Annotated in this window: 16 protein-coding genes; 6 read left to right on the top strand and 10 right to left on the bottom strand. The window is 69.6% G+C overall.

Annotated features, from left to right (window positions below):
• Positions 1–40 precede the first annotated feature (40 nt).
• A complete protein-coding gene (locus BH708_RS15670; protein WP_076809970.1) occupies positions 41–1,582 on the top strand; it encodes an FAD-dependent monooxygenase in 1,542 nt (513 codons plus the stop codon).
• Here BH708_RS15670 and BH708_RS15665 read toward each other — a convergent pair.
• Positions 1,558–1,740: a hypothetical protein gene (locus tag BH708_RS15665; protein WP_076809969.1), complete on the bottom strand. Its 183-nt coding sequence runs from the start codon at positions 1,738–1,740 to the stop codon at positions 1,558–1,560. The genes BH708_RS15670 and BH708_RS15665 overlap by 25 nt on opposite strands.
• 245 nt (positions 1,741–1,985) lie before the next feature.
• On the opposite strand from BH708_RS15665, the gene BH708_RS15660 reads away from it, so the two are divergent.
• Both BH708_RS15660 and BH708_RS15655 read left to right on the top strand, forming a co-directional pair.
• Entirely contained in the window at positions 1,986–2,366 is a 381-nt protein-coding gene (locus BH708_RS15660) for a MazG nucleotide pyrophosphohydrolase domain-containing protein (RefSeq protein WP_076809968.1), read from the top strand.
• A 6-nt stretch (positions 2,367–2,372) separates the two neighbouring features.
• Positions 2,373–2,750, top strand: a complete 378-nt coding sequence (locus BH708_RS15655) for an NUDIX domain-containing protein (protein ID WP_076809967.1) — start codon at positions 2,373–2,375, stop codon at positions 2,748–2,750.
• 317 nt (positions 2,751–3,067) lie between these two features.
• Here the strand turns inward: BH708_RS15655 and BH708_RS15650 are convergent, their stop codons facing one another.
• Both BH708_RS15650 and BH708_RS15645 read right to left on the bottom strand, forming a co-directional pair.
• Positions 3,068–4,486: a phosphoglucomutase/phosphomannomutase family protein gene (locus BH708_RS15650; protein ID WP_076809966.1), complete on the bottom strand. Its 1,419-nt coding sequence runs from the start codon at positions 4,484–4,486 to the stop codon at positions 3,068–3,070.
• 73 nt (positions 4,487–4,559) lie between these two features.
• Positions 4,560–5,753 (bottom strand): Gfo/Idh/MocA family protein, encoded by a 1,194-nt coding sequence (locus BH708_RS15645; protein ID WP_076809965.1) that lies wholly within the window; start codon positions 5,751–5,753, stop codon positions 4,560–4,562.
• 247 nt (positions 5,754–6,000) lie between these two features.
• Between BH708_RS15645 and BH708_RS15640 the strand changes: the two genes are divergently transcribed.
• The 3 genes from BH708_RS15640 (at position 6,001) to BH708_RS15630 (ending at position 9,679) form a co-directional block, all read left to right on the top strand.
• Positions 6,001–6,963, top strand: coding sequence for an ABC transporter permease (locus BH708_RS15640; RefSeq protein ID WP_371329862.1), 963 nt, complete (start codon positions 6,001–6,003; stop codon positions 6,961–6,963).
• A 152-nt stretch (positions 6,964–7,115) separates the two neighbouring features.
• Complete coding sequence (locus BH708_RS15635; protein WP_371330011.1) at positions 7,116–7,976, top strand: carbohydrate ABC transporter permease; 861 nt, start codon at positions 7,116–7,118, stop codon at positions 7,974–7,976.
• Between the two features lie 59 nt (positions 7,977–8,035).
• Positions 8,036–9,679, top strand: a complete 1,644-nt coding sequence (locus tag BH708_RS15630; RefSeq protein WP_076809964.1) for an extracellular solute-binding protein — start codon at positions 8,036–8,038, stop codon at positions 9,677–9,679.
• An 87-nt stretch (positions 9,680–9,766) separates the two neighbouring features.
• Here BH708_RS15630 and BH708_RS15625 read toward each other — a convergent pair whose 3' ends face one another.
• The 7 genes from BH708_RS15625 to BH708_RS15595 all read right to left on the bottom strand — a co-directional run bounded on the left by BH708_RS15625 (position 9,767) and on the right by BH708_RS15595 (position 20,606).
• Entirely contained in the window at positions 9,767–11,713 is a 1,947-nt protein-coding gene (locus BH708_RS15625; protein WP_076809963.1) for a beta-galactosidase family protein, read from the bottom strand.
• A 71-nt stretch (positions 11,714–11,784) separates the two neighbouring features.
• On the bottom strand, positions 11,785–13,794 hold the full coding sequence (locus tag BH708_RS15620) for a beta-galactosidase (RefSeq protein ID WP_076809962.1): 2,010 nt from the start codon (positions 13,792–13,794) through the stop codon (positions 11,785–11,787).
• Positions 13,795–13,884: 90 nt separating this feature from the next.
• Positions 13,885–15,615 (bottom strand): ABC transporter ATP-binding protein, encoded by a 1,731-nt coding sequence (locus tag BH708_RS15615; protein WP_076809961.1) that lies wholly within the window; start codon positions 15,613–15,615, stop codon positions 13,885–13,887.
• Positions 15,616–15,934: 319 nt separating this feature from the next.
• A complete protein-coding gene (locus tag BH708_RS15610; RefSeq protein ID WP_083713667.1) occupies positions 15,935–17,287 on the bottom strand; it encodes a serpin family protein in 1,353 nt (450 codons plus the stop codon).
• 153 nt (positions 17,288–17,440) lie between these two features.
• A complete protein-coding gene (locus BH708_RS15605; protein WP_076809960.1) occupies positions 17,441–18,394 on the bottom strand; it encodes a carbohydrate ABC transporter permease in 954 nt (317 codons plus the stop codon).
• Complete coding sequence (locus BH708_RS15600; RefSeq protein WP_076809959.1) at positions 18,391–19,275, bottom strand: carbohydrate ABC transporter permease; 885 nt, start codon at positions 19,273–19,275, stop codon at positions 18,391–18,393. The genes BH708_RS15605 and BH708_RS15600 overlap by 4 nt, the downstream gene beginning before the upstream one ends.
• The gene (locus tag BH708_RS15595) at positions 19,272–20,606 is read right to left on the bottom strand and encodes an ABC transporter substrate-binding protein (protein WP_076809958.1); all 1,335 of its coding nucleotides are present in this window, start codon (positions 20,604–20,606) and stop codon (positions 19,272–19,274) included. The genes BH708_RS15600 and BH708_RS15595 overlap by 4 nt, the downstream gene beginning before the upstream one ends.
• Between the last annotated feature and the right edge of the window lie 590 nt (positions 20,607–21,196).

Here is a 21,196-nt window from a genome sequence, read left to right as displayed (position 1 = left end):
CAGTGCTCGGCGCGACGACGTGCCGAGGGGAAGGATCGCCATGGCCCGCACCACGAATCCACCGCTGCTGCAGACCGACGTGCTGGTCGTCGGCGCGGGACCGACGGGCCTGATGGCCGGTCTGGTCCTGGCCCGTCGCGGCGTGGACGCCCTGGTGATCGACGGGAAGGCCGGGCCGACGCAGGAATCACGGGCTCTCGTGGTCCAGGCCCGCAGCATGGAGATCTACGACCAGCTGGGCCTCGCCGAGCAGGTGCTCGCCGGCGCCAATCCCGCACGGCGCTTCCAGATCGGGGCCGAGGCCGACCCCGGGGGCGTCGACATCCTCGCGGCGCAGACCGACTGGACGCCGTATCCCGGAATCCAGGTCTTCGAGCAGTCCCGGAACGAGGAGCTGCTGGCGGCGACGCTCGAGGCCGAGGGGCACCCGGTCCGCTGGGGCCACCGTCTGGTGGACCTCGAGTCCGGAGCGTCCGCCGGCGACGAGCACGTCGAGGTGCAGGCCGAGGGGCCCGACGGTCCGGTGCGGATCCGCGCCCGCTGGGCGATCGGGGCCGACGGCGCGAGTTCCCCGGTGCGCCACGACCTGGACCTGCCCTTCGAGGGCGTCACCGATGATGCGACCTTCTGCGTGGCCGATCTGTGGGGCGTGGCCGGTGTCCCCGAGGAGTCGCTCGCGGCCCGCTTCGGGCAGCAGCGGTTCGCGGTCACCTTCCCGCTGGGTCCGGCGGGTCACGTGCGCGTGATCTGGCTGCAGGGCGGGGAGGACCCGGATCCGGACGAGGCGCTCGCGGCGGTGCGGGAGGACCTCGGGATCAGCTACGAGACCATCGACTGGTTCTCCGCCTACCGCGTCCACCACCGGGTGGCCACGCATTTCCGCTGCGGAGCGGTGTTCCTCGCCGGGGACGCCGCCCACGTGCACTCCCCCGTCGGCGGGCAGGGGATGAACACCGGGTTGCAGGACGCCCATCACCTCGCGAACCTGCTGGCCGACGTCACCGCCGGTCATCTCGATGCTGTCGCGCTGGAGCGGTACGAGGCCGAGCGTCGGCCGGTGGCGATGTCCCTGATCAACGCCACCGACCGAGCCTTCGGGGTGATCGCCCGGCCGGGACGCGGAACGGCGTTCCTGCGCCGGCGCGCCCGCGATGTGCTCGCCACGCTCGCCCCACGGGTGCTCGCCTCCGCGCTCGGCCCGCGTCTGGGCGGTCTGCTCGGGCAGTACCGCATCAGGTACCACGCCGTGGCCGACGGCGAGCCGGTGCCGCGGTGGGCCCGCGATCGCGCCGTCGGCCTCCGCCTGCCGCCGACCGCGGCGAACCGGGACGTGCTGCGATCGATGAGCTGGCAGCTGCACACCTACGGCATCGAGGCGGACCGGCCCCCCGCCGCCCCCGACTGGATCGAGGGGCCCTATGCCTTCACCCCGGACTGGAACGGCAGGCTCCGCGATGACCGGCTGTACCTCATGCGGCCCGACGGCTTCGTCGCCGCGTCCTTCCCCGTGCACGCCGGCGCGAGCGCCACCGCCGATGTGCGCGAGGCCCTCGAGACCTACGGGGTGGTCGACGACGGCTGATCGGCCGCGGAGCCGACTCCATCGCGCACGGCGTCGAAGAGGGCGTTCGCCTCCCTGAGGTACCGCGCGACCAGCGCAGGATCGGCGTCGAGGACCTGGCGTCCGATCCGATCGGCCACCTCCCCCAGACGCGACATCGCCTCGGGATCGTCGTGCACGAAGCTCGGCCCGATGGCGGGATACGCGGCCTGGGTCGCGGTGTGCCCGTCCCACGAGGAGACAGAGAGCCCGAGGCATCGTCCCCGAACTCCCGGTGCCGAGCTCTGCGTTGACGGCGGCATACCGCGCTATGGGAACAAGACCGCAGAGCTCGCCGTCCGGAACCGGGTGGGGGGGCTGGGGTCGGCCGGGCGGATGCGAAGGGAGGGCCGCGGCGGGTGGGAGGAGCCGGTAGGTTGCTCGGATGGAGCTGAACCACATCGCCGACCGCATCGAGAAGCTCTCTGCGCAGTATGCGGAGGTCTACAGCATCGAGAGGTCCGGGCAGTGGGCGCTGCTGAAGCTCACCGAGGAGGTCGGGGAGCTCGCGCAGGCGCATCTGACCGCGTCCGGGCAGAGCCGTGACCGCGGCAGGTCCCCCGAGGAGCAGCAGCGCGTGGTGGCCGAGGAGCTGGGCGACGTGCTCGGGATGTGCCTGGTCTACGCACGGCAGATGGACATCGACCCCGAACAGGCGGTCGCCGACAAGTGGTTCCGGTACGAGCGCGCCGGGTCCGTCGACGTCGGCGCTGCGGGCGGCGCAGGCGGTTCACCCCTGCGCGCCTCCGGTGCGAGCGACAGCTGACCTGCCATGGCGCTGAACGTCTCGATCAAGGCGGTCGTGCTGGATGACCAGGACCGCGTGCTACTGGGGCGCAATCCCCGCGAGGAGTGGGAGCTGTTGGGCGGCCGCCCCGATCCGGAGGACGCCTCGCCGCAGGAGACGCTTCGGCGCGAGCTGCGCGAAGAGGCGGGGATCACCGTCGACGTCGGCCCGATCCTCGACTCGTGGATCTACGACCTCGGCGAGCTCGGCCGGGTCTGCGTCGTGACCTACTGCGCGTCGATCAGCGACACATCTGCTCCCCAGGTGAGCGAGGAGCACTCCGACCTGCGCTGGTTCACGGTCGACGAGGCACTCGCGACCCCGATGCCGCAGGGGTACAAGAACAGCATCCTCTCCCGGTAGAAGGTGCGGACCGAAGAACCGGGCAGGGTTCCAGCCACGGCGGTGCCGGTCGAGCAATAGGTTCTCCGTGCCGGGCGAGCTCTACGTTCTCGGTGCCACACGAGCCTTTGGGAACGAGAGCGCAGAACTCGCCGGGCAGGAAGGGAGCTCGCCGAGCAGGAAAGGAGCTCGCCGGGCAGGAAGGGAACTCGCCGGGCAGGAAAGGAACTCGCCGGGCAGGACCGCCGAGCAGGAAGGGAGCTCGCCGGGCAGGACCGCCGAGGAGCTGAACGCCGCGCGGGCTCCGCCGTGCGCGCGGAGGCCGGGACGGCCCGGCGTCAGGCCTTCAGCGCGTAGTGGTCGGCGACGGTACGGGACAGCTCCTTGGCCTCCTCGGCGGTGCCCGCCTCGGAGAACACCCGGATGACCGGTTCCGTGCCGGAGAAGCGGATGGTCAGCCAGGAGTCGTCGGCGAAGTACACCTTGCAGCCGTCCTCCCAGGAGGTCCGATCGATCTCCCGGTCGAAGGCGGGCAGGTCGTGCTCCTCGAAGATCCGTCGCTGCAGTTCCTCGCGGCGCGCGGGCGTGTATCCGTAGGAGGACTCCTCCATCACCAGCTCACCGTAGCGCTCGACGAGGTCGGCGTAGATCTCCGAGAGCTTCTTCTCGGAGCGGGCGACCATCTCCACCAGCAGGCTCCCGGCGTGGATGCCGTCCTTGCCGGGGATGTGCCCGCGCACGGTGAGGCCGCCGGAGGACTCCCCGCCGATCACGGCGTCGGTCTCCGCCATCTTCGAGCTGATCCATTTGAAGCCCACGGGGACCTCGTAGCAGGTCTCGCCGTGCGCGGCGGCGACCCGGTCCAGCAGGTGGGTGGTCGAGAGGTTGCGCACCACCGGCCCACTCCACCCCTTGCCGTTGAGCAGGTACTCGTACAGCAGCACGAGCACCTGGTTGGGGCTGAGGTAGTTCCCGCGGTCGTCGATGATGCCGAGCCGGTCGGCGTCGCCGTCGGTCGCGATGCCGAGGTCCGCGCCCTGGTCCAGGACCGCCTGGCGCAGCGGCGCGAGGCTGCCCTCCGCGGGGGACGGCATGCGACCGCCGAACAGCGGGTCGTGGCGGGCGTTGATGACGGAGACCTCGCAGCGGGCGCTGACGAGGATCGTCTGCAGGCTGGTCTGGGCCACGCCGAACATGGGGTCCAGCACCACGGACAGGTGGGCGTGGCGGATGGTCTCCAGGTCCAGCTGCTCGATGATCGCGTCGAGGTACCAGTTGATGGAGCTCTGCTGGGTGACCAGGGGGCTGTCTCGCACCTCGTGCGGGGCGAGGGAGCGCACCGCAGAGGCGTCCAGCGTGGCGACGTGCGCGGCGATCTCGTCGGTGACCTCCAGTTCGGCATCACGGCCGCCTTCGGTGAACACCTTGATGCCGTTGTACAGCGCCGGGTTGTGGGAGGCGGTGACCGTGATCCCGTAGGCGCTGCCCTGCTGCTTCACGGTCCACATGCACATCGGGGTGGGAACGGGGCGGGTGATGACGGTGACCGGCACATCATTCGCCGCGAGCACCTCGATCGCCCACCAGGCGGCGACATCGGAGAGGAAGCGACGGTCATAGCTGAGGACGACTCCGCGTGCGACCACGTCCTCGTCGTGCATCCTGTCGGCGAGACCCTGCGCGAGCAGACGCACGTTCTCGCGGGTGAACTCGTCTCCGATGATGGCTCGCCAGCCGCCGGTGCCGAATCTGATCATGGGATCTCCTCCTGGGGTGGGGGTCGTTTCCAGGGTCGTCTCGATGCCCTCAGGTCCTCAGGTTCTCAGGCCCTCAGGCCCCGACGGTCTGCGACGCCTGCTGCCCGCCGTCGAAGTACCGGACGATCTCGTCGGGGACCGCCGGGATGTCGTACGGCACGCCGCCGTGACGGATGGACTCCGCGCCGTAGACGCCGGTGGCGACCGCCTCGCGGGCTGCGATGACGGAGACATCGGTGGTGCCGCCGTCGCGGGCGAAGCGCAGGAACTCCGCCACCAGGTTCGGGTCGGCGCCGCCGTGGCCGCCATCGCCCCGCGAGATCACCTCGACCGCGTCCGGGGCGCCCGGGCCGGAGCGGCGGGACTCCCAGATGTGGATCTGGTCGCCCCCGCCGTCGCCCATGTTCTCGATCCGTCCGGCGTCACCGATGACCGTGTAGTTGCGGAAGTAGTCCGGCGTGAAGTGGCACTGCTCGTAGGAGGCCAGCACGCCGTTGTCCAAGGTCATGTTCAGCATCGAGATGTCCTCGACGTCGATGACGGGGTTCAGCTCCTTCTGCGCCGTCGGCGGCCAGATGTCGGCGTCGAACCAGTCCCACATGCGCCGGTCGGAGTTGTCGCGCCGATCGGTGATGTCCCCGTAGACGGCCAGGTCACCGATCCCGGAGACGCGCCGGGTGTACCCGCCGGCCAGCCAGTGGATGACGTCGATGTCGTGGGCGCCCTTCTGCAGCAGCAGGCTGGTGGCCTTGGACCGCTCGGCGTGCCAGTCCTTGAAGTAGAAGTCGCCGCCGGTGCCCACGAAGTGCCGGCACCAGATGGCGCGCACCCGGCCGATGCGGCCGGAGTCGACGATCTCCTTCATCTGCCGCACCACCGGCATGTGCCGCATGTTGTGGCCGACGTAGAGGCGGGTGCGCTTCCGGTGCGCCAGCGCCAGCATCGCGTCGGTGTCCTCGACCCGGATCGCCATCGGTTTCTCGCAGAAGGTGGGGATGCCGGCATCGAGCGTCTGCAGCGCCACCTCGGCGTGGGCGAAGTCGGGCGCCAGGATCATCACCGCATCGACCTCGTGCTCGGCGAGGAGCTGCTCGACCGAGTCGACGGTCGCCACCTCGCCCCCGAACTCTTCCCGGGCCGAGTCCCGCCCCCGCTCGGTCGGATCGGCCACCACCGTGACGCGCGACCCCTCCCCGGGGCGGTGGGCATGGCGGGCGAGGCCGCCACGGGCTCCGAAGCCGGTCACGCCGATACGGAGGTCAGTCATGGAGAAGCACCACTTTCACAAACACACGTCGCACGCCGGCGCCGTCGCGCGCCAGGTCTGGGGTCCGAGGGAACGCTATGTCACCGAACCGATTTACATCCTGCGTTAAAGCATTTACCCTCAGTCTCACCCTGTCAAGCACCGATGCTTTCTCCGGCGGGAGACCCTCCGCAGGGCAGTCACCGAGAGGACATGTCTCGTGAGTACGTCACCCATCGCGCAGCCACCTGCGCCGCGAGGAGCGGCGGTGGACGCGCCGGCACCGGAACCCCTCGATGCCCGACGCCGACCCCGCGCCTCCTTGCGGTCTCGCCTGCGCCGGGACTGGCAGATGCTGGTCCTGATGATCCCCGGTGCGCTGGCACTGCTCCTGTTCTTCTACATCCCGATCCTCGGCAACGTCATCGCGTTCCAGGACTACTACCCCTACTACTCGATCTGGGAGGCGCCGTTCGTCGGGCTCGAGAAGTTCGTCGAGCTCGTCCAGGACGATCGTTTCCTCCTCTCCCTGCGCAACACCCTGGTCTATGCCGCCTTCCAGCTGGTGCTGTTCTTCCCGCTCCCGATCCTGTTGGCTCTGATCGTCGACTCGATGGTCAGCCCGCGCCTGCGCAAGGCCTTCCAGTCGATCGTCTATCTGCCGCATTTCCTCTCGTGGGTGCTGGTGATCGCGTTGTTCCAGCAGATGCTCGGGGGCGCCGGTTTCATCAACCAGTTCCTGGTGAGCCATGGCTGGGACCCCATCCCCTTCATGACCAATTCGGACACCTTCGCCCTGCTGATCGTCGGGGAGATCGCCTGGAAGGACACGGGCTGGGGAATGATCATCTTCCTCGCAGCGCTGGCCTCCATCGATCCATCGCTGTACGAGTCCGCCGCGGCCGACGGGGCGGGGCGCTTCCGCCGCGCCTGGCACATCACGCTGCCGGGGATGCGCCCGGTGATCGTGCTGCTGCTCATCCTCAACCTCGGGAACATCCTCACCGTCGGATTCGAGCAGTTCATCCTGCAGCGCGACGCCGTCGGGGCGGACACCGCCGAAGTGCTGGACACCTACTCCTATTACACGGGAGTGATCGGGGGTGACTGGTCGATGGGTGCTGCGGCCGGACTCGCCAAGGGAATCGTCGGCACCGTCCTCGTCCTCATCGCCAACAAGATCGCTCACATGCTCGGCGAGGACGGCATCTACCGCGGGAGGCCCCAATGACCACACGCCCCGTCACCCTCCACCACGAGTCCGACGCCGTCGAGGACGGTCCGCGCCGTGCGTCACGCTCGGCGACGCGGAGGCCCGGCTCCCCCGGCCTGCATCAGCGGATCTGGAGATTCGCCTTCGGGCAGTCCCAGCGGCCGGCCTGGATGGAGAAGCCGAGCGTCCCCCTGACGTTCGCGAAAGCCTTCGTCATCACCGCGATCAGCATCTCGATCGTCGTCCCGCTGCTCGTGGTGGTCTCCACCTCGCTCGCATCGGCCGAGCAGATCCGGGATGCCGGCGGCTACGTGCTGTTCCCGACGGATCCGACGCTCGAGGCCTACCGGACGATCTTCTCCAGTCCCCTCGTGTTCCGTTCTCTCGGCGTGAGCGCTTTCGTCACCGTGGTCGGAACGCTGCTCGCCCTGTTCGTCACCATCTGCATGGCCTACGCGCTCAGTCGCCCCGTCCTCGGCGGAAAGTTCATGCTGATGGCGGTCATCCTCACGCTGTTCTTCAGCCCTGGCCTGATCCCCATGTTCCTCATGGTCAAACAGCTCGGACTGCTGAACTCGATCTGGTCGTTGATCCTGCCGACCGTCTTCGTCGGCTTCAACTTCATCGTCATGCGGTCCTTCTTCATGGGCATCCCCTCCGAGCTCATCGAGGCAGCCCGCATCGATGGGGCGAGCGACTTCCGGATCCTGCGCACCGTGGTCCTGCCGCTGTCGAAGGCCGTGATCGCCGTGATCGGCCTGTTCTACGCGGTCGGTTTCTGGAACGCGTTCTTCAACGCGATGCTCTACATCAGCGATCAGTCGCTGTGGCCGATCCAGATGATCCTGCGCAGCTACGTCATCCAGGGCAGCTCCCTGACAGCGGACCAGCTCGGCGTCCAGCAGGCGCCCCCGCCGCAGTCGATCAAGATGGCCGTCGTCGTCGTGGCCCTCGCCCCGATCATCACGGTCTACCCCTTCCTGCAGAAGTACTTCTCCAAGGGCGTCATCACCGGCGCCATCAAGGGCTGACGCGCCCACCTCCCTATCCCGGTGCGCATCGCCGCGCACCCTCACGAAAGGAACCACGGATGCGATTCCAGGTCCGTCGACGTGATCTGTTCACCCTCACCGGGGCTGCCGCCGTCGCCCTCGGTGCTTCGTCCTGCGGAAGCGGAGGTGGGCGCCATGACGGCGGCGCGGAGGCCTCCGCCTCGGTCACACTGCCCACGTACCAGCCGATCGAGGGGCTCACGCCCGATCTCCCGGGCAACGAGGACGGACTCCACAACGTCTTCCTCAGGGCTCCGGAGTCCCTCATCACGACCACCGACGCGAAGCCGATCACCTCCGGCACGGTCACCGCGCTCACGCAGACCTTCGCGACTCCCCCGACCCCGATGCCCGACAACCCGTTCTGGCAGCGGCTCAACGAGGCACTCGGCGGCACGCTCGATCTCGACATCGCCATCGATTCGTACCCGGAGAAGTTCGCGACCATCCTCGCCTCCGGCGATCTTCCGGATCTCATGTGGGTGCCGCCGAACCAGGGCATCCCGAACGTCGGCCCCATGCTCGACGCGCAGTTCACCGACCTGACCGACCACCTGGCCGGCGATGCCGTGCTGGACTACCCGAACCTCGCGGCACTGACCCCGGGATCCTGGCGCACGGCGGTGGTCAACGGCAGGATCTGGGGCGCCCCGATCCCGTCGACGCCGTTCGGGCAGGTCTACCTCGGCAATCCCCGCGTGTGGGAGGAGGTGGACGGCTTCCAGTCCTCCAGCGCCGAGGAGTTCCTCGACAAATGCAAGGAGATCCTGGTCCCCGGGGAACGATGGGCGCTCGAACCGTTCCTGCCCAATGCGTTCCACATGTTCGGAGAGTGGTTCGGCGTTCCCAATCAGTATCGCGTCAACGAGGACCGCACGCTCGCCGCCGCCCACCAGACGGACGAGTACCTCGAGGCCCTCGAGTACGCCCAGAAGGTGTTCCGGGCCGGGGCGTTCTTCCCGGACCTCAACCACACCGAGACCGCCCAGGACTTCTCCCGAGGACGGATCGCGGCGTTGGTCTCCGTCGGCCCCCGTGGTGCGAGCCAGTACCGACAGTACGACCCCGACCTGTTCGCGGACATCATGGTGCCGTTCTCCGCGGTCGACGGCCGTCGGCCCGTGTACGACATGGGATACGGGACGGTCGGCTTCACCCCGTTCACGAAGACCGACGACGAGGCGAAGATCCGAGAGCTTCTGGACCTGGTCAACTGGCTCTCCGCACCCTTCGGCACCGTGGAGTACATGCAGAAGAACTGGGGCACGGAGGGCAAGGACTACGAGCTCGAGGACGGCAACTACGTCCCGATCGGCACCGCCGATGCCGACGTGCCGGGCCTTCGCTCCGCGCTGGAGATCATGACCGCTGGCGAAGGCGTGATCTACAACCCGCACCCGTCGGACTCCGAGTACATGTACGAGAAGGAGAAGGAGCTGCTGGAGCTGATGATGCGCCGGCCCACCAACGGCCTGTACTCGGATACCAACTCGAAGAAGGGCACCGAGATCGACGCACGGCTCAGCGATGTGCGCAGTTCGGTGATCCAGGGGCGCAAGACCATCGATGATTTCCTGGCCGCGGTGAAGGAATGGGAGGAGGACGGCGGGAAGAAGATCCTCGAGGAGTACGCGGAGGTACTGCCCGAGGACGTCCCGGTCACGCCCAGCACCTCGCTGTGAGCGATGCGGTGTGAGCACCCACGGGCGATCACCGGCCCGTCAGCACTCGCCGGTGATCGCCTGGCCGTCGGGTCGGGTCGCTCGCGCTCAGCCGTCCGTCCGCCCGAACACGTGCTGCTCGGCGAGCGCGAGGTGCGTCGGGCGCTTCTCGAGGTCCAGCAGCAGCACCTCATTGCGGCCTGCACGCACCACCGGTGCCGGCACGTAGAGGGTCTGCTGCGGACCGATGTTCCAGTAGCGGCCCACGCAGAAGCCGTTCACGTAGGCGACGCCGTGGCCGGCCCCGGAGACGTCGAGGAAGGCGTCCGCCTGCTCGCCCGCTGTGAAGGAGGCGCTGACCAGGACGGGCAACGCGTCATCGAGGACGGCCTCTCCCCGGTCATCGGCGCTCGCGACATCGTCAGCGCGCGCCCCGGTCCCGGCACGCGCTCCGGCGTGCTCCCGGTCCTCCAGCTCCGGCCCGGCCTCGACCAGGGCGGCGAGCTCGTCGGCCATGTCCTCCAGCGGCCAGGGATCGGCCTCCCAGTCGTTGAGGAAGCGGACCGACTGCCACACGCCGCCCAGGATCCCCTTGCGCTCACCCAGATAGGGCCCGAAGTTCACGCGCCCCAGGTTCTCGACCAGGATCTCCACCCGCACGATGCGGTGCCCGCCGCGCGGCAGCAGGCGGCCCGCGAACGGGCTGAGCTCGACGAGGGCGGGATCGATGTCCCGCTGTTCGTCGCCCACCACGCCGGTCGCACCGACGTAGATCCCGTCGATGTAGACCCAGGCTCGATCATGCAGGTCATACAGCTGCAGCGCGGAGATCTCGAGGTGGCCGTCCCGCTCGACGGCGGCGATCTCGATGTCGCGGCTCAGGCGCAGCAGGCCGCGCTCGAGGCCGATGTCCTCGAAGGAGGGCGGGGTCGGGTGCACGGTGGCGGGCCGGGCGAAGCGCTCGGTGCCGCGCAGCGCGATGGTCTTCTCCATCCTCACCTCGGACGCGGGCAGTCGAGCGGGCACGGCGGCGAGACCGAGCTGCTGCAGATGTTCCGGGAGCGGGGGCAGCTCGCGGTGGCGGGAGACCACCTCGCGGAAGGCACGGAACTTCTCCGTGAGCTCACCGTTCTCCGCGATCGGGGCGTCGTAGTCGTAGCTGGTGGTGGTCGGCTGCAGGGCGCCGTCGTGGTTGGCGCCGGCGCGCAGGCCGAAGTTGGTGCCGCCGTGGGCCATGTAGACGTTCACGCTCATGCCGGCTGCGAGCATGTCGGCCAGCTCCCCGGCGGCGTCACCCCCGGTGCGCTCGTGATGCTCCTCGCCCCAGTGGTCGAACCAGCCGTTCCAGAACTCCATGCACATCTGCGGCTGAGCGGGCAGTTCTCGCTCGGCCATCTCGAGCACCTGCAGAGCGCGGGATCCGAAGTTCACGGTGGCCAGCGCCCCGTCGACCGTGCCACCGGTCAGCCACGTGCGCGCGGGACCGTCGGAGGTCACCAGCAGTTCGTCGACGCCGCGCGCGATCAGGCCGTCGCGCAGGTGCGCGAGGTAGGCGGTGTCGTCGCCGAAGCTGCCGTACTCGTTCTCGACCTGGACCATCACGACGGGGCCGCCGCGGCTCGCCTGCCGCGCGGCGATCACCGGGATCAGCTGGTCGAACCAGGCGTCGACCTGCGCCAGGTAGGGCGCATTGCGGTTGCGCAGTCGTAGATTGCGGTCGGCGAGGAGCCAGCCGGGGAAACCGCCATTCTCCCATTCGGCGCAGATGTAGGGCCCCGGGCGCACGATCGCCTCGAGACCCTCCTCCGCCGCGATGTCGAGGAAGCGGCCCAGGTCCGCGAGGCCGTCGAAGTCGACGACATCCGCAGAGGGCTGGTGGACGTTCCAGGCCACGTAGGTCTCCACGGTGTTGCACCCCATCGCGACCAGGCGGCGCAGGCGATCGCGCCACTGCTCGGGGTGGACGCGGAAGTAGTGGATCGCCCCGGAGATCACGAGGTGGGGTTCCCCCGCGCGGAGGAATCCGTCCGGGGTGGGCTGCAGCAGGGCGGTCATCGTCGGTCGTCCTCTCGGTGAAACGTCTTACACCAGTCTGTCAGGAATCTGGCCGACAGGTGGGGCGACCCTCAGCTCTCCTGGATCACGGCGGCCGAGCCGGCAGGCACCGTCAGCGCGCCCTCCGCATCGGCACCGCTGAGCATCTCGTACCCGCTGACCTGCACCACCTGGTCGCCCTCGGAGTGGTTCAGGACGAACAAGTAGGTGATGCCGTCCTCGGCGAAGCGGCGCACCGCCTCGACGTCGCGGTGCAGTCCCGGCACCGTCGGCTCCACACCGGCGGCCGCGACGATCTCGCCCAGCAGCGTCTCCAACCCGTCGGCCGACGGGCGAGCGGCCACGTACCAGCCCGCACCGTCACCCACCACCTGGCGGGTGACCGCGGGCCAGCCGTGCAGCGGCCCGTCGGCCCAGGTGCGCACGGCCTCGGCACCCTCGAGGTGCGTCTTCTCGCTCCACAGATCCGCGGCCGTGCCGTCGTCGAGATGACGGATCTCGCCCTCGACCAGCGGATGGAACTCCTCGCTGCGCACGCCGAGCAACTCGCGGAACGCACCCGGGTAGCCGCCCAGGCGCACGTGGTCGTTCTCATCGACGATCCCGGAGAAGAAGGTGATCACGACCTGCGTCCCGGCGCGGGCGGCCTCCGCCAGGCGCTCGGCGTCCTCGTCGCTCACCGTGTACAGCGTGGGGGCGACCACCAGGTCGTAGCCGGTCAGATCGGTTCCCGTCGGCACCAGATCGACCCCGACGCCGAGGTCCCACAGCGCCGTGTACCAGCGCAGCAGCTCCTCGCTGTAGCGCAGCGCCTGGGTGGGGTGGGAGTCCAGCTCGCTGCCCCACCAGGAGGGATAGTCCATGACGATCGCGACCCGGTTCAGCACCCGGCTGCCGTGGACGGGGGCGAGAGCCTCCAGCGCCCGACCCAGCGCGACCGTGCTGCGCCAGACCTCGGACTCCTGGCCGGCGTGGGGAAGCATCGCCGAGTGGAACTTCTCGGCGCCGGCGCGGGACTGGCGCCACTGGAAGAACATGATCCCGTCGGCTCCGCGCGCGACGTGCGAGAGCGAATTGCGCAGCATCTCCGCGGGACCCTTGGCACGGTTGCGGGCCTGCCAGTTCACGGCGGAGGTGGAGTGCTCCATGAGGATCCAGGGGTCCCCGCCCGCGACGCCGCGGGAGAGGTCCGCCGCCAGGGCCAGCTCGATCTGTCCGCGCGGGTCGGCGGCGATCAGGTAATGGTCGTTGGCGACCACGTCGACGTCGCCCGCCCAGGAGAAGTAGTCCATCCACTTGGTCGCCGAGGAGAGCATGACGTTCGTCGTCGCAGGGATCTGCGGGGTGACCTCCCGCAGCACCCCGCGCAGGGCGCGGTAGTGGGCCAGCAGCTCGTCGCTGGAGTAGCGGGCGAAGTCCAGCTGCTGGGTGGGGTTGGGATCGGTGGGTGCCGCGCGCGGCGGCAGGATCTCGTGGAAGGAGTCGTAGCGCTGCGACCAGAAGGCAGTGCCCCACGCCTCGTTGAGCCGCTCGACGGTGCCGTAGCGGCGCTCGAGCCAGCCGCGGAAGGCGACGGCGGCGTGCTCGGAGTAGTCGTGCGGGACGTGGCAGCCCAGCTCGTTGTCCACGTGCCACAGCGCGAGCGCAGGATGGTCGCCGTAGCGCTCGGCCATCATGCGGGTCATCCGCAGCGCGTACTCGCGGAACAGCGGCGAGGAGACGGCGTAGGCCTGCCGCCCGCCCGGGCCGAGCGTGGTGCCGTCCTCGGTGACGGGGAGGATCTCCGGGTGGTGGCGGGTCAGCCACGGCGGCGGAGAGGCGGTCGCGGTGGCCAGGGCCACCTTGATGCCCGCCTCGCCGAGGGAATCCATGACCTCGTCGAGCCAGGCGAGGTCGTACTCGCCTTCGCGCGGCTCGAGCGTCGCCCAGGCGAAGATCGCGACGCTGACCAGGGTGACCCCGGCCTCGCGCATCAGCTCGACGTCCTCCAGCCGCACCTCGCGGGGCCACTGCTCCGGGTTGTAGTCACCGCCGTAGGCGATTCCGTCGACTCCGAGGGGCCAGGGGCGTGCAGCAGGCATGTCTCCTCCATCGCGAGATCCGTCGAGCGCTCTGCCACCAGGGTAGTCGGCGGCGCAGCGGCGGGGCCGGCGGATCCTGCCCCTCCGCGCTCAGGCCGCCTGCTCCGCGAAGATCTCCGTGAAGCGCCCGCCCCGGCCGAGCAGCTCGTCGTAACGGCCGCGCTCGATCACTCGGCCCTCGTCGACCACCAGGATCTCGTCCATCCCGCGCAGGGTCCACGCGCGGTGGGAGACGACGATGGTGATGCGATCCGCCTTCGAACGCTGCAGCTCGCGGAAGATGTCCTGCTCGGCCTCGGCGTCGATCGCGCTGGTGGGCTCGTCGAGGATCCAGATCGGTGCTGCGCGCAGGTGGATGCGCGCGAGGGAGATGCGCTGCCACTGTCCGCCGGAGAGCCCCACGCCCCCGTCCCACTGGGAACCGAGCTGCTGGTCCAGCCCGTCCGCGAACTCGCGCACCATGCGCGCGGCGTTCGCCGCCTCCAGCGCCGCCCACATCTCCGCGTCGGTGACGTCGCGGCGCGGGGTGCCCAGCTGCAGCGATTCCCGTACGGTCAGCTCGTAGCGGCCGAACTCCTGGGTGAGGGCGCCGAAGTGGCCCACCCATTCCTGGAAGGGCATGTCCGCGCGGGTGCGGCCATCGATCGAGATGGCCCCGAGCTGCGGGTCCAAGGTGCCCACGATGGAGTTCACCGCGGTGGTCTTGCCCGCGCCGTTGACGCCCACCAGCGCGACGATGCGGCCCTTGTCGATGCGCAGGTCGAGGCCGACGAGCGAGGGGGTCTCCTGCCCTTCGTAGGTATGGGAGACGTCCGTGACCACGAGGGAGTGCGCATCCAGGGCGAGCGAGGGGTCGCGTGCCTCGCGCCGCATGCCCAGCAGCTTCTGGTAGCGCTCGTAGGGAGCGCTGCCCTCGACGATGTTCCCGAGGTTCGAGCCCAGGGAGCCCACCGCCCCCATCGCGGCCATCACCCCGTAGACGCCGCCGGCGGCGGCCGGTCCGTAGTGCACGCCCACCACGAGCGCGGCGAGCGCACCGGCCAGCAGGAGCGAGGTCGCCGCCCCCGCGAGCAGTCGCCAGGAGAGCATGGGGAGGTAGGTCTGCGCCTTGCGTGCGGTGATCTGCCCGATCGTCCCGGCGACCTTCGAGGAGATCTGGCCATTGGCGCCGAGGGAGGTCAGCTCGATCGACGACGCCGTCGTGACCAGATGCTGGTGGAGATACCGCGATCGCCAGTAGAGCTTGCCGACGTCATCCCACATCCTCGAGCTGATGCGGGAGATCCGCTGCGAGGCCAGCAGCATCGGGAGCAGGGAGACCAGGACGAACACCGCGGCCAGCGGGCTCATCGTGGCCAGGGTGAGGAACACCCCGACCACCGACAGGATGTCGCGCAGCAGGCTCAGCACGAAGGGGTAGAGGAAGGCGATCTCCTCCTCGGCGGCCTTGTTGCCGGCTTCGATGTCGGCCGCGGCGACCGGGTCCGCCAGCACCGTCGGGGGCAGCGTCGCCAGGGTGTCGGCGATCTCCCGCTTGGAGCGCAGGCCGATGAGGTCCACGACGCGCCACTGCATGGTGCCGGCGATCGCCTCGACGGGCCCGGTGAAGGCGATCAGCAGCACGAGTCCCGCGAACGGCATGGCGACGTCGTCGAAGCTGTCCGCTCCGGTGAGGGCGCCGACGAACTGCGCCATGAGCACGACCTGCAGCGAGGGGACGGCCGCGACGAGGAGGCCCAGGACCACGGCGGCCGCGACCATGCGGGGCGCCGCCGCCCATGCCTGCCTGATGCACCACGCCCCGACCGCGAAGATCCCCATCGGACAAACCTTTCACGGGGGCCCGACGATCGCACCTGGTTTCCCGGATCTCGCGTCCTCCGGCGGTCGCGGGCGGCCCGCGCAGGGCCGACGGGTGGGACGCCGGGCCGCGGAACGGGACGCCGGGCCGACGGGCGGGACGCCGGGCCGTGGAGCGGGACACCGGGCTGCAGGGCGGGACACCCGGCTGCGGGGCGGGACACCGGGGCCGGGACGGGACGCCGGGCTGCGGGGCGGGACGCCGGGGCCGGGACGGGACGCAGGACTGCGGGGCGGGACGACGGGGCCGGGGCCTGGGCCGGCCGACGGGCGAGCCGGCTCAGCGAGTCCGCGTCGGATCCCCGATCCAGCCGAGTACCAGCGGCGCCCGGGTGCACGTCTCGTAGGCGACATAGAGGAACGGCACGTCCAGGGCCAGTTCGTGCTCTTCCACCGGTGCCGATACGGCCCCCGCCGCCGCAGCAGTCGCGGCGGCGGCTTCCATGCCCTCCTCGTCGACGGTGATCACGGCCTTCTGGACCACGTGGGTGAGCATCAGCTCCTCCTCGGTGGTGATGCCGGAGAAGTCGGCGGCGTCGGTGAAGGCATCGGCCATCCCGAGCTCCGAGAGCGGGCCCTTGAGCTGGTCCTGCCACTGGATGTCGAACCCGGGCAGCGTCACCTCGGTGCTCGCGGTCGAGGTCGTCAGACCTTCGAGCACGGCCGCGAGACCGACCCCTCCCCCGGTCGCACCCTCGTCGGCCGCCTCGGACCAGGCATCGAGCACGGCGGCGAGGTCCGCGGTGGGCCGGATCACAGCGAGGGCGAGCTGGCCGCCGTACGTCGCCAATGCGGTGGCGCTGCACAGCTCGTCCTCGTACCAGCTGTCCGTGGTGCCGGAGAGCATCTCGACAGCGAGCTCCTCCCCGTCGGCCGTGGTGAATGTGCCGTCGGCCGTGGTGAGCGGCTGTGGCCACGCGGCCTTCAGGTGCAGGGCGTTGACGAGCACCAGACGGGTGTCGGCGTCGAGCATGTCCTCCGGGACGAGCTCTTCGATCAGGTCGTCCGTCGCGTCCTCGACCCAGCCGTTCATCCGATCGCGGGCCTTCTCGCGCCCTCCGGCGTCGGCGAAGTCGGCCTGGTAGACGCCGCTGCCGAACCAGCGGCCGAGCCCCTCGACGAAGGCGTCCTCGAGGGCGAGGCCCTCCTGCACCCAGGTGCCGTTGACGAGCGTCGCGACAGCCGCCTCGGGATCGCCCTTCTCGGCCTCCTCCCGCTCCTCGTCGCCGACGCCCGCCAGCAGCTGGGTCAGCGTGTTCGCCGCCGCGGCCTGCTCGTCGACGGCGCCGCCGAGCACCTGCTCCATCTGCTCGCGCGTGGCCCCGGCGGCGCCGAGCGCGGCCATGGTCAGCGCCACCTGGGCCGACAGCGGGGAGCACACGAGGTTCACAGCCTCGCGATCGAGCGCGCCGAGCAGCCGGGCGGTGAACGGGGACGCGATCGCGGCGACGTCCTCCACGGGACCGGGGGCCTCGCGGTCGACCTCGGCGACCACGTCGGGCGCGCCGACCTCGCCGGGATCGCCTCCTCCGCCGCCGTCGCAGGCGGCCAGTCCCGTGAGCGCGGGCAGGGTCGCCCCGGCGGCCAGCAGGGAACGTCGGCGGACTCCGGGGCGGCGAGCGGCGGCGATCATGTCCTCATGGAACGGCAGGACACTCGCGGAAGCAAGCGCGCCGACCGTCCAGGCCCGTCGCGACACGCATGCCGAATCCACCGATCCGTGCCGGACGTGACATGGATCGGTGGATTCGGTGAGTGGTCCCGCGCGTCGCGGGCGGTCCGGGGATCAGCCCTTGATGGAGCCCTCGGTGAGGCCGCCGCGCCAGAAGCGCTGCAGCACCAGGATGAGGATCGCCAGCGGGATCACCGACAGCAGCGCGCCGGTGGTGGTCAGCTGGTAGAACTCCGGCAGCCGGTCGGTCTGCGCCCTCCAGTTGTCCAGTCCCAGGGTGATCGGGTAGAGCCTCTCGTCGGCCAGCATCACCAGCGGGAGCATGTAGTTGTTCCAGATCGCGACGAACTGGAACAGCACGATGGTCACGATGGCCGGGGTCAGCTGCGGCAGCGCGAGGCGGTGGAACAGCCCGATCTCTCCCACGCCGTCGATCCGGCCGGCCTCGAGCAGCTCGTCGGGCACCGCGGCGCTGGCGTAGATCGAGGCCAGGAACAACCCGAACGGACTGACCAGCGACGGGATCAGCACCGCCCAGTAGGTGTTGGTGATCCCGATCGAGCTGAACAGGAAGAACAGCGGCAGCGCGACGGCGGTGCCGGGCACCAGCACGCCACCCAGGACCAGCACGTACACGAAGCGGCGTCCCGGGAAGCGGTACTTGGCCAGGGCGTACCCCGCGGCGGTCGCGAAGTAGGTGGCCAGCACGGAGCCGACCCCGGCGTAGAGCACGGAGTTCAGCGCCCAGCGCGGGAAGATGCCGCCGTTGGCCGCGAACACGGCCTTGACGTTCTCCCACAGCTGGAAGCCGTTCCCGAACCAGAATCCGCTGGTGCCGAACAGGTCCTCGGTCGACTTCGTGGCGTTGATGACCACCCAGTAGACGGGGATCAGGAAGTAGAACGCCACGAGCACGAGGATCGTGGTGATCAGGATGGTCGTCGTGGGCTTGCGCCCCGCGTCACGGGCCCCGGCGCGGGTCTCGCGCCCGGCCCGCTTGGCGGCGGAGGCCTGACGGCGCTCGGCAGCGGCGGTCTCGCTGTCGCGTGTGGTGTTCGAGGTGGTCATCGACGCTTCTCCGTCCAGGAGGAGACTCCCAGCGCGACCGCCGAGAGGAGGAACGCGGAGACCGCGATGATCACGGCCTGCGCGGCCGCCATGCCGATGTCGTTGTACTGGAACGCGAAGGCGTAGGCGGACATGTTCGGGGTGTACTCCGAGGTGATCCCGGCGCTCATGGTCTGCATCAGTCGCGGCTCGGCGAACAGCTGCAGGGTGCCGATGATCGAGAAGATGACCGTCAGCAGCAGGGCGGGCCGGATCAGCGGCAACTGGATCGCCATCGCCACCCGGAAGCCGCTGGCGCCGTCGATCTTCGCGGCCTCGTAGAGCTCACCGGGGATCGCCTTGAGCTGCGCGATGATGATGAGCATGTTGTAGCCGGTGTACGTCCAGGTCACGATGTTCGCGATCGACCACAGCACCATGTTGGGGCCGAGGAAGTCGATCTCCAGACCCACCCAGCCCAGCACGTCCACGATCGGGCTCAGCCCCGGGATGTACAGGAACGACCACAGGATCGTGGCGATCACGCCGGGGATCCCGTAGGGCAGGAAGTAGGTGGCCCGGAAGAAGCCCGGCCACTTGGCGCTGGCGCTCTCCAGCAGCAGCGCGAGGATCGTGGCGGCCACGATCATCACGGTCACCTGCACGGCGCCGAACAGGACCATGCGGCCGATCGACTCGACGAAGTTCGCGTTCGACAGGGCCTTGATGTAGTTCTCGAATCCGGCGAAGCTGTTGGTGACACCGCCCTCGCCGAGCAGGCCGGAGCGCTCCACGGAGCTGAATGAGTACCCGATCGCCATGATGATCGGCACGATCATGGTGCCGATGAAGATCACCAGGAACGGGGCGAGCAGGATCCAGGGTGCTGTCTTGGACCTCATCGTGCCTCCTCCGCGTTCAGTCCCATGTCCCGCATGATCTTCACGATCTCCGTCTGGGTCTGCGGGAGCATGTCCACCAGCGGGACCTCCCCGCTGACGGCCGTCGTCATGCCGTCACCGACGATGGCAGAGACGCGCTGCATCATGGGCGCCCAGGTCCAGTCGAGGTTCTGGCCCTCCGCCATGGGCAGGATGACCTCCTCGTTGTAGTTCTGGCCCGAGAAGAACTCCGACGGCTCCTGGCGGGTCTTGCCGATGTAGTCCTTGGCCGGCGACCAGCCGATGCCGGAGTACTTGATCATCGCGTCGATCCCCTCGGGGTCGGTGCACATCCAGGTGAGGAACTCCAGCGCCTCGACGGGATGCTCGCTGGTCGACAGCACGGCCCCCGAGGAGCCGCCGTGCGCCCCGGAGGCGTACCCGTCGGGCCAGGTCGGCATGGGGGACACGGCCCACTTGCCCTCCCCGTTGGGCACCGACTGGATGAGCGCGTCGGACCACGAGCCGCCGATGGTGGCGAGCACGTTGCCCTCGCCGGCGGCAGCCATCCACGGGGTGGAGAACGCGCCATAGCCGGTGCCGATGATCTTCGCGGCCAGGATCTCGTCCCAGAACTCCGCGACCCGCATCGAGGCGTCGCCGGTCATGTCCACGATCCAGGCATCACCTTCGGGCCGGAACCACAGGGCGCCGGACTGCATCATCCAGGAGATGAGGTAGGAGCCGTCCGACGGATCGAGGGTGATCAGGTTCTTGCCGGCCTCGGAGACGATTCCCGCGAGCTCGCGGAACTCCTCCCAGGTGGCCGGGGGCTCGAGCCCCATCTCCTCCTCCAGCACCTCACGGTTGTAGAACGTGGCCACGGGCCCGGAGTCCTGCGGAACGGCCCAGTAGGTGTCGCCGACCTTGACCTGGCTGAGGGCACCGGGGTCGAAGGCGTCGGCCTGGTCGGCGAAGCCATAGCGGGTCAGCTCCGTCAGCGCGCCCGCGAGGGCGAACTCCGGGACCTGACGCAGCTCGATCTGGGCGATGTCCGGGCCGCCGCCCGCGGAGACCGCGGACAGGATCTTGGCGTAGCCGCCGGAGTTGCCGCCCGGGATCCAGGTGGTCTCCACCTTGATCCGGTCCTGCTTCTCATTGAAGATGTCGGCGACCTTCTGCAGATCCTTCAGCCAGGCCCAGTAGCTCAGGGTCACCGGACCGTCGCTGGCCGGGATGGTCGGTTCGTTATTGACGGTGCCGGGGCTCGGCGGTGCGCAGGCGGCCAGGCCGGCCACCATCGCCGCCCCGGACCCCGCCAGCGCAGTGCGCCGGGTCAGACGTGGCTTCATCGCTCTCCTTATCCTTCCTCGTCCTCGAGTTCCTCGTGAGCGTAGCCGCATCGTCGTGGCTGGGCGCCGCTGGAGGCGTGAACGTTCACGGATCGTGATGGTACGCGAAGATCCCGAGCAGTCCCACCCCGCCCGCGCCGAGCTCTGCATCGCCGGCGCCACCCACCCCCGCCACGCGCCGAACTCTGCATTGTCGGTGCCACCCGCACCCGCCACGCACCGAGCTCTGCATTGTCGGTGCCACCCGCACCCGCCACGCACCGAACTCTGCATTGTCGGTGCCACCCGACGTTTTGGCAACAACTGCGCAGATCTCGACCTGATGCCCGGGGATCGGCGCCGGGCGGAAGGACGCCGAGGCCGACGGCCGCGCGACCTGGGCCGAGGAAGACCTGGGTCCGAGGAAGACGTGACGGCGGCGAGCGGACCGTGTCCGTATATCATGGACACACCGCGCCTGTCGCGCGATTGCCACAGGTCTCCGTCGCGAGGGGTCCCTTCCGGTGGTAGCGTATCCGCCCGGCGGTCAGGATCCGCCGCCCCGAGGCCCGCGCAACAGGGCGCCGCACCTCGAGGCGCCCTTCCCTCTT

It is taken from the genome of Brachybacterium sp. P6-10-X1 (assembly GCF_001969445.1).
GTDB lineage: Bacteria > Actinomycetota > Actinomycetes > Actinomycetales > Dermabacteraceae > Brachybacterium.
This window is presented reverse-complemented; position numbering and strand designations above follow the sequence as displayed.

Coding starts and splice junctions, on each gene's coding strand:
- BH708_RS15670 (WP_076809970.1), top strand. CDS start 41: ATGGCCCGCACCACGAATCCACCGCTGCTGCAGACCGACGTGCTGGTC.
- BH708_RS15660 (WP_076809968.1), top strand. CDS start 1,986: ATGGAGCTGAACCACATCGCCGACCGCATCGAGAAGCTCTCTGCGCAG.
- BH708_RS15655 (WP_076809967.1), top strand. CDS start 2,373: ATGGCGCTGAACGTCTCGATCAAGGCGGTCGTGCTGGATGACCAGGAC.
- BH708_RS15650 (WP_076809966.1), bottom strand. CDS start 4,486: ATGATCAGATTCGGCACCGGCGGCTGGCGAGCCATCATCGGAGACGAG.
- BH708_RS15645 (WP_076809965.1), bottom strand. CDS start 5,753: ATGACTGACCTCCGTATCGGCGTGACCGGCTTCGGAGCCCGTGGCGGC.
- BH708_RS15635 (WP_371330011.1), top strand. CDS start 7,116: ATGGAGAAGCCGAGCGTCCCCCTGACGTTCGCGAAAGCCTTCGTCATC.
- BH708_RS15630 (WP_076809964.1), top strand. CDS start 8,036: ATGCGATTCCAGGTCCGTCGACGTGATCTGTTCACCCTCACCGGGGCT.
- BH708_RS15625 (WP_076809963.1), bottom strand. CDS start 11,713: ATGACCGCCCTGCTGCAGCCCACCCCGGACGGATTCCTCCGCGCGGGG.
- BH708_RS15620 (WP_076809962.1), bottom strand. CDS start 13,794: ATGCCTGCTGCACGCCCCTGGCCCCTCGGAGTCGACGGAATCGCCTAC.
- BH708_RS15615 (WP_076809961.1), bottom strand. CDS start 15,615: ATGGGGATCTTCGCGGTCGGGGCGTGGTGCATCAGGCAGGCATGGGCG.
- BH708_RS15610 (WP_083713667.1), bottom strand. CDS start 17,287: ATGATCGCCGCCGCTCGCCGCCCCGGAGTCCGCCGACGTTCCCTGCTG.
- BH708_RS15605 (WP_076809960.1), bottom strand. CDS start 18,394: ATGACCACCTCGAACACCACACGCGACAGCGAGACCGCCGCTGCCGAG.
- BH708_RS15600 (WP_076809959.1), bottom strand. CDS start 19,275: ATGAGGTCCAAGACAGCACCCTGGATCCTGCTCGCCCCGTTCCTGGTG.
- BH708_RS15595 (WP_076809958.1), bottom strand. CDS start 20,606: ATGAAGCCACGTCTGACCCGGCGCACTGCGCTGGCGGGGTCCGGGGCG.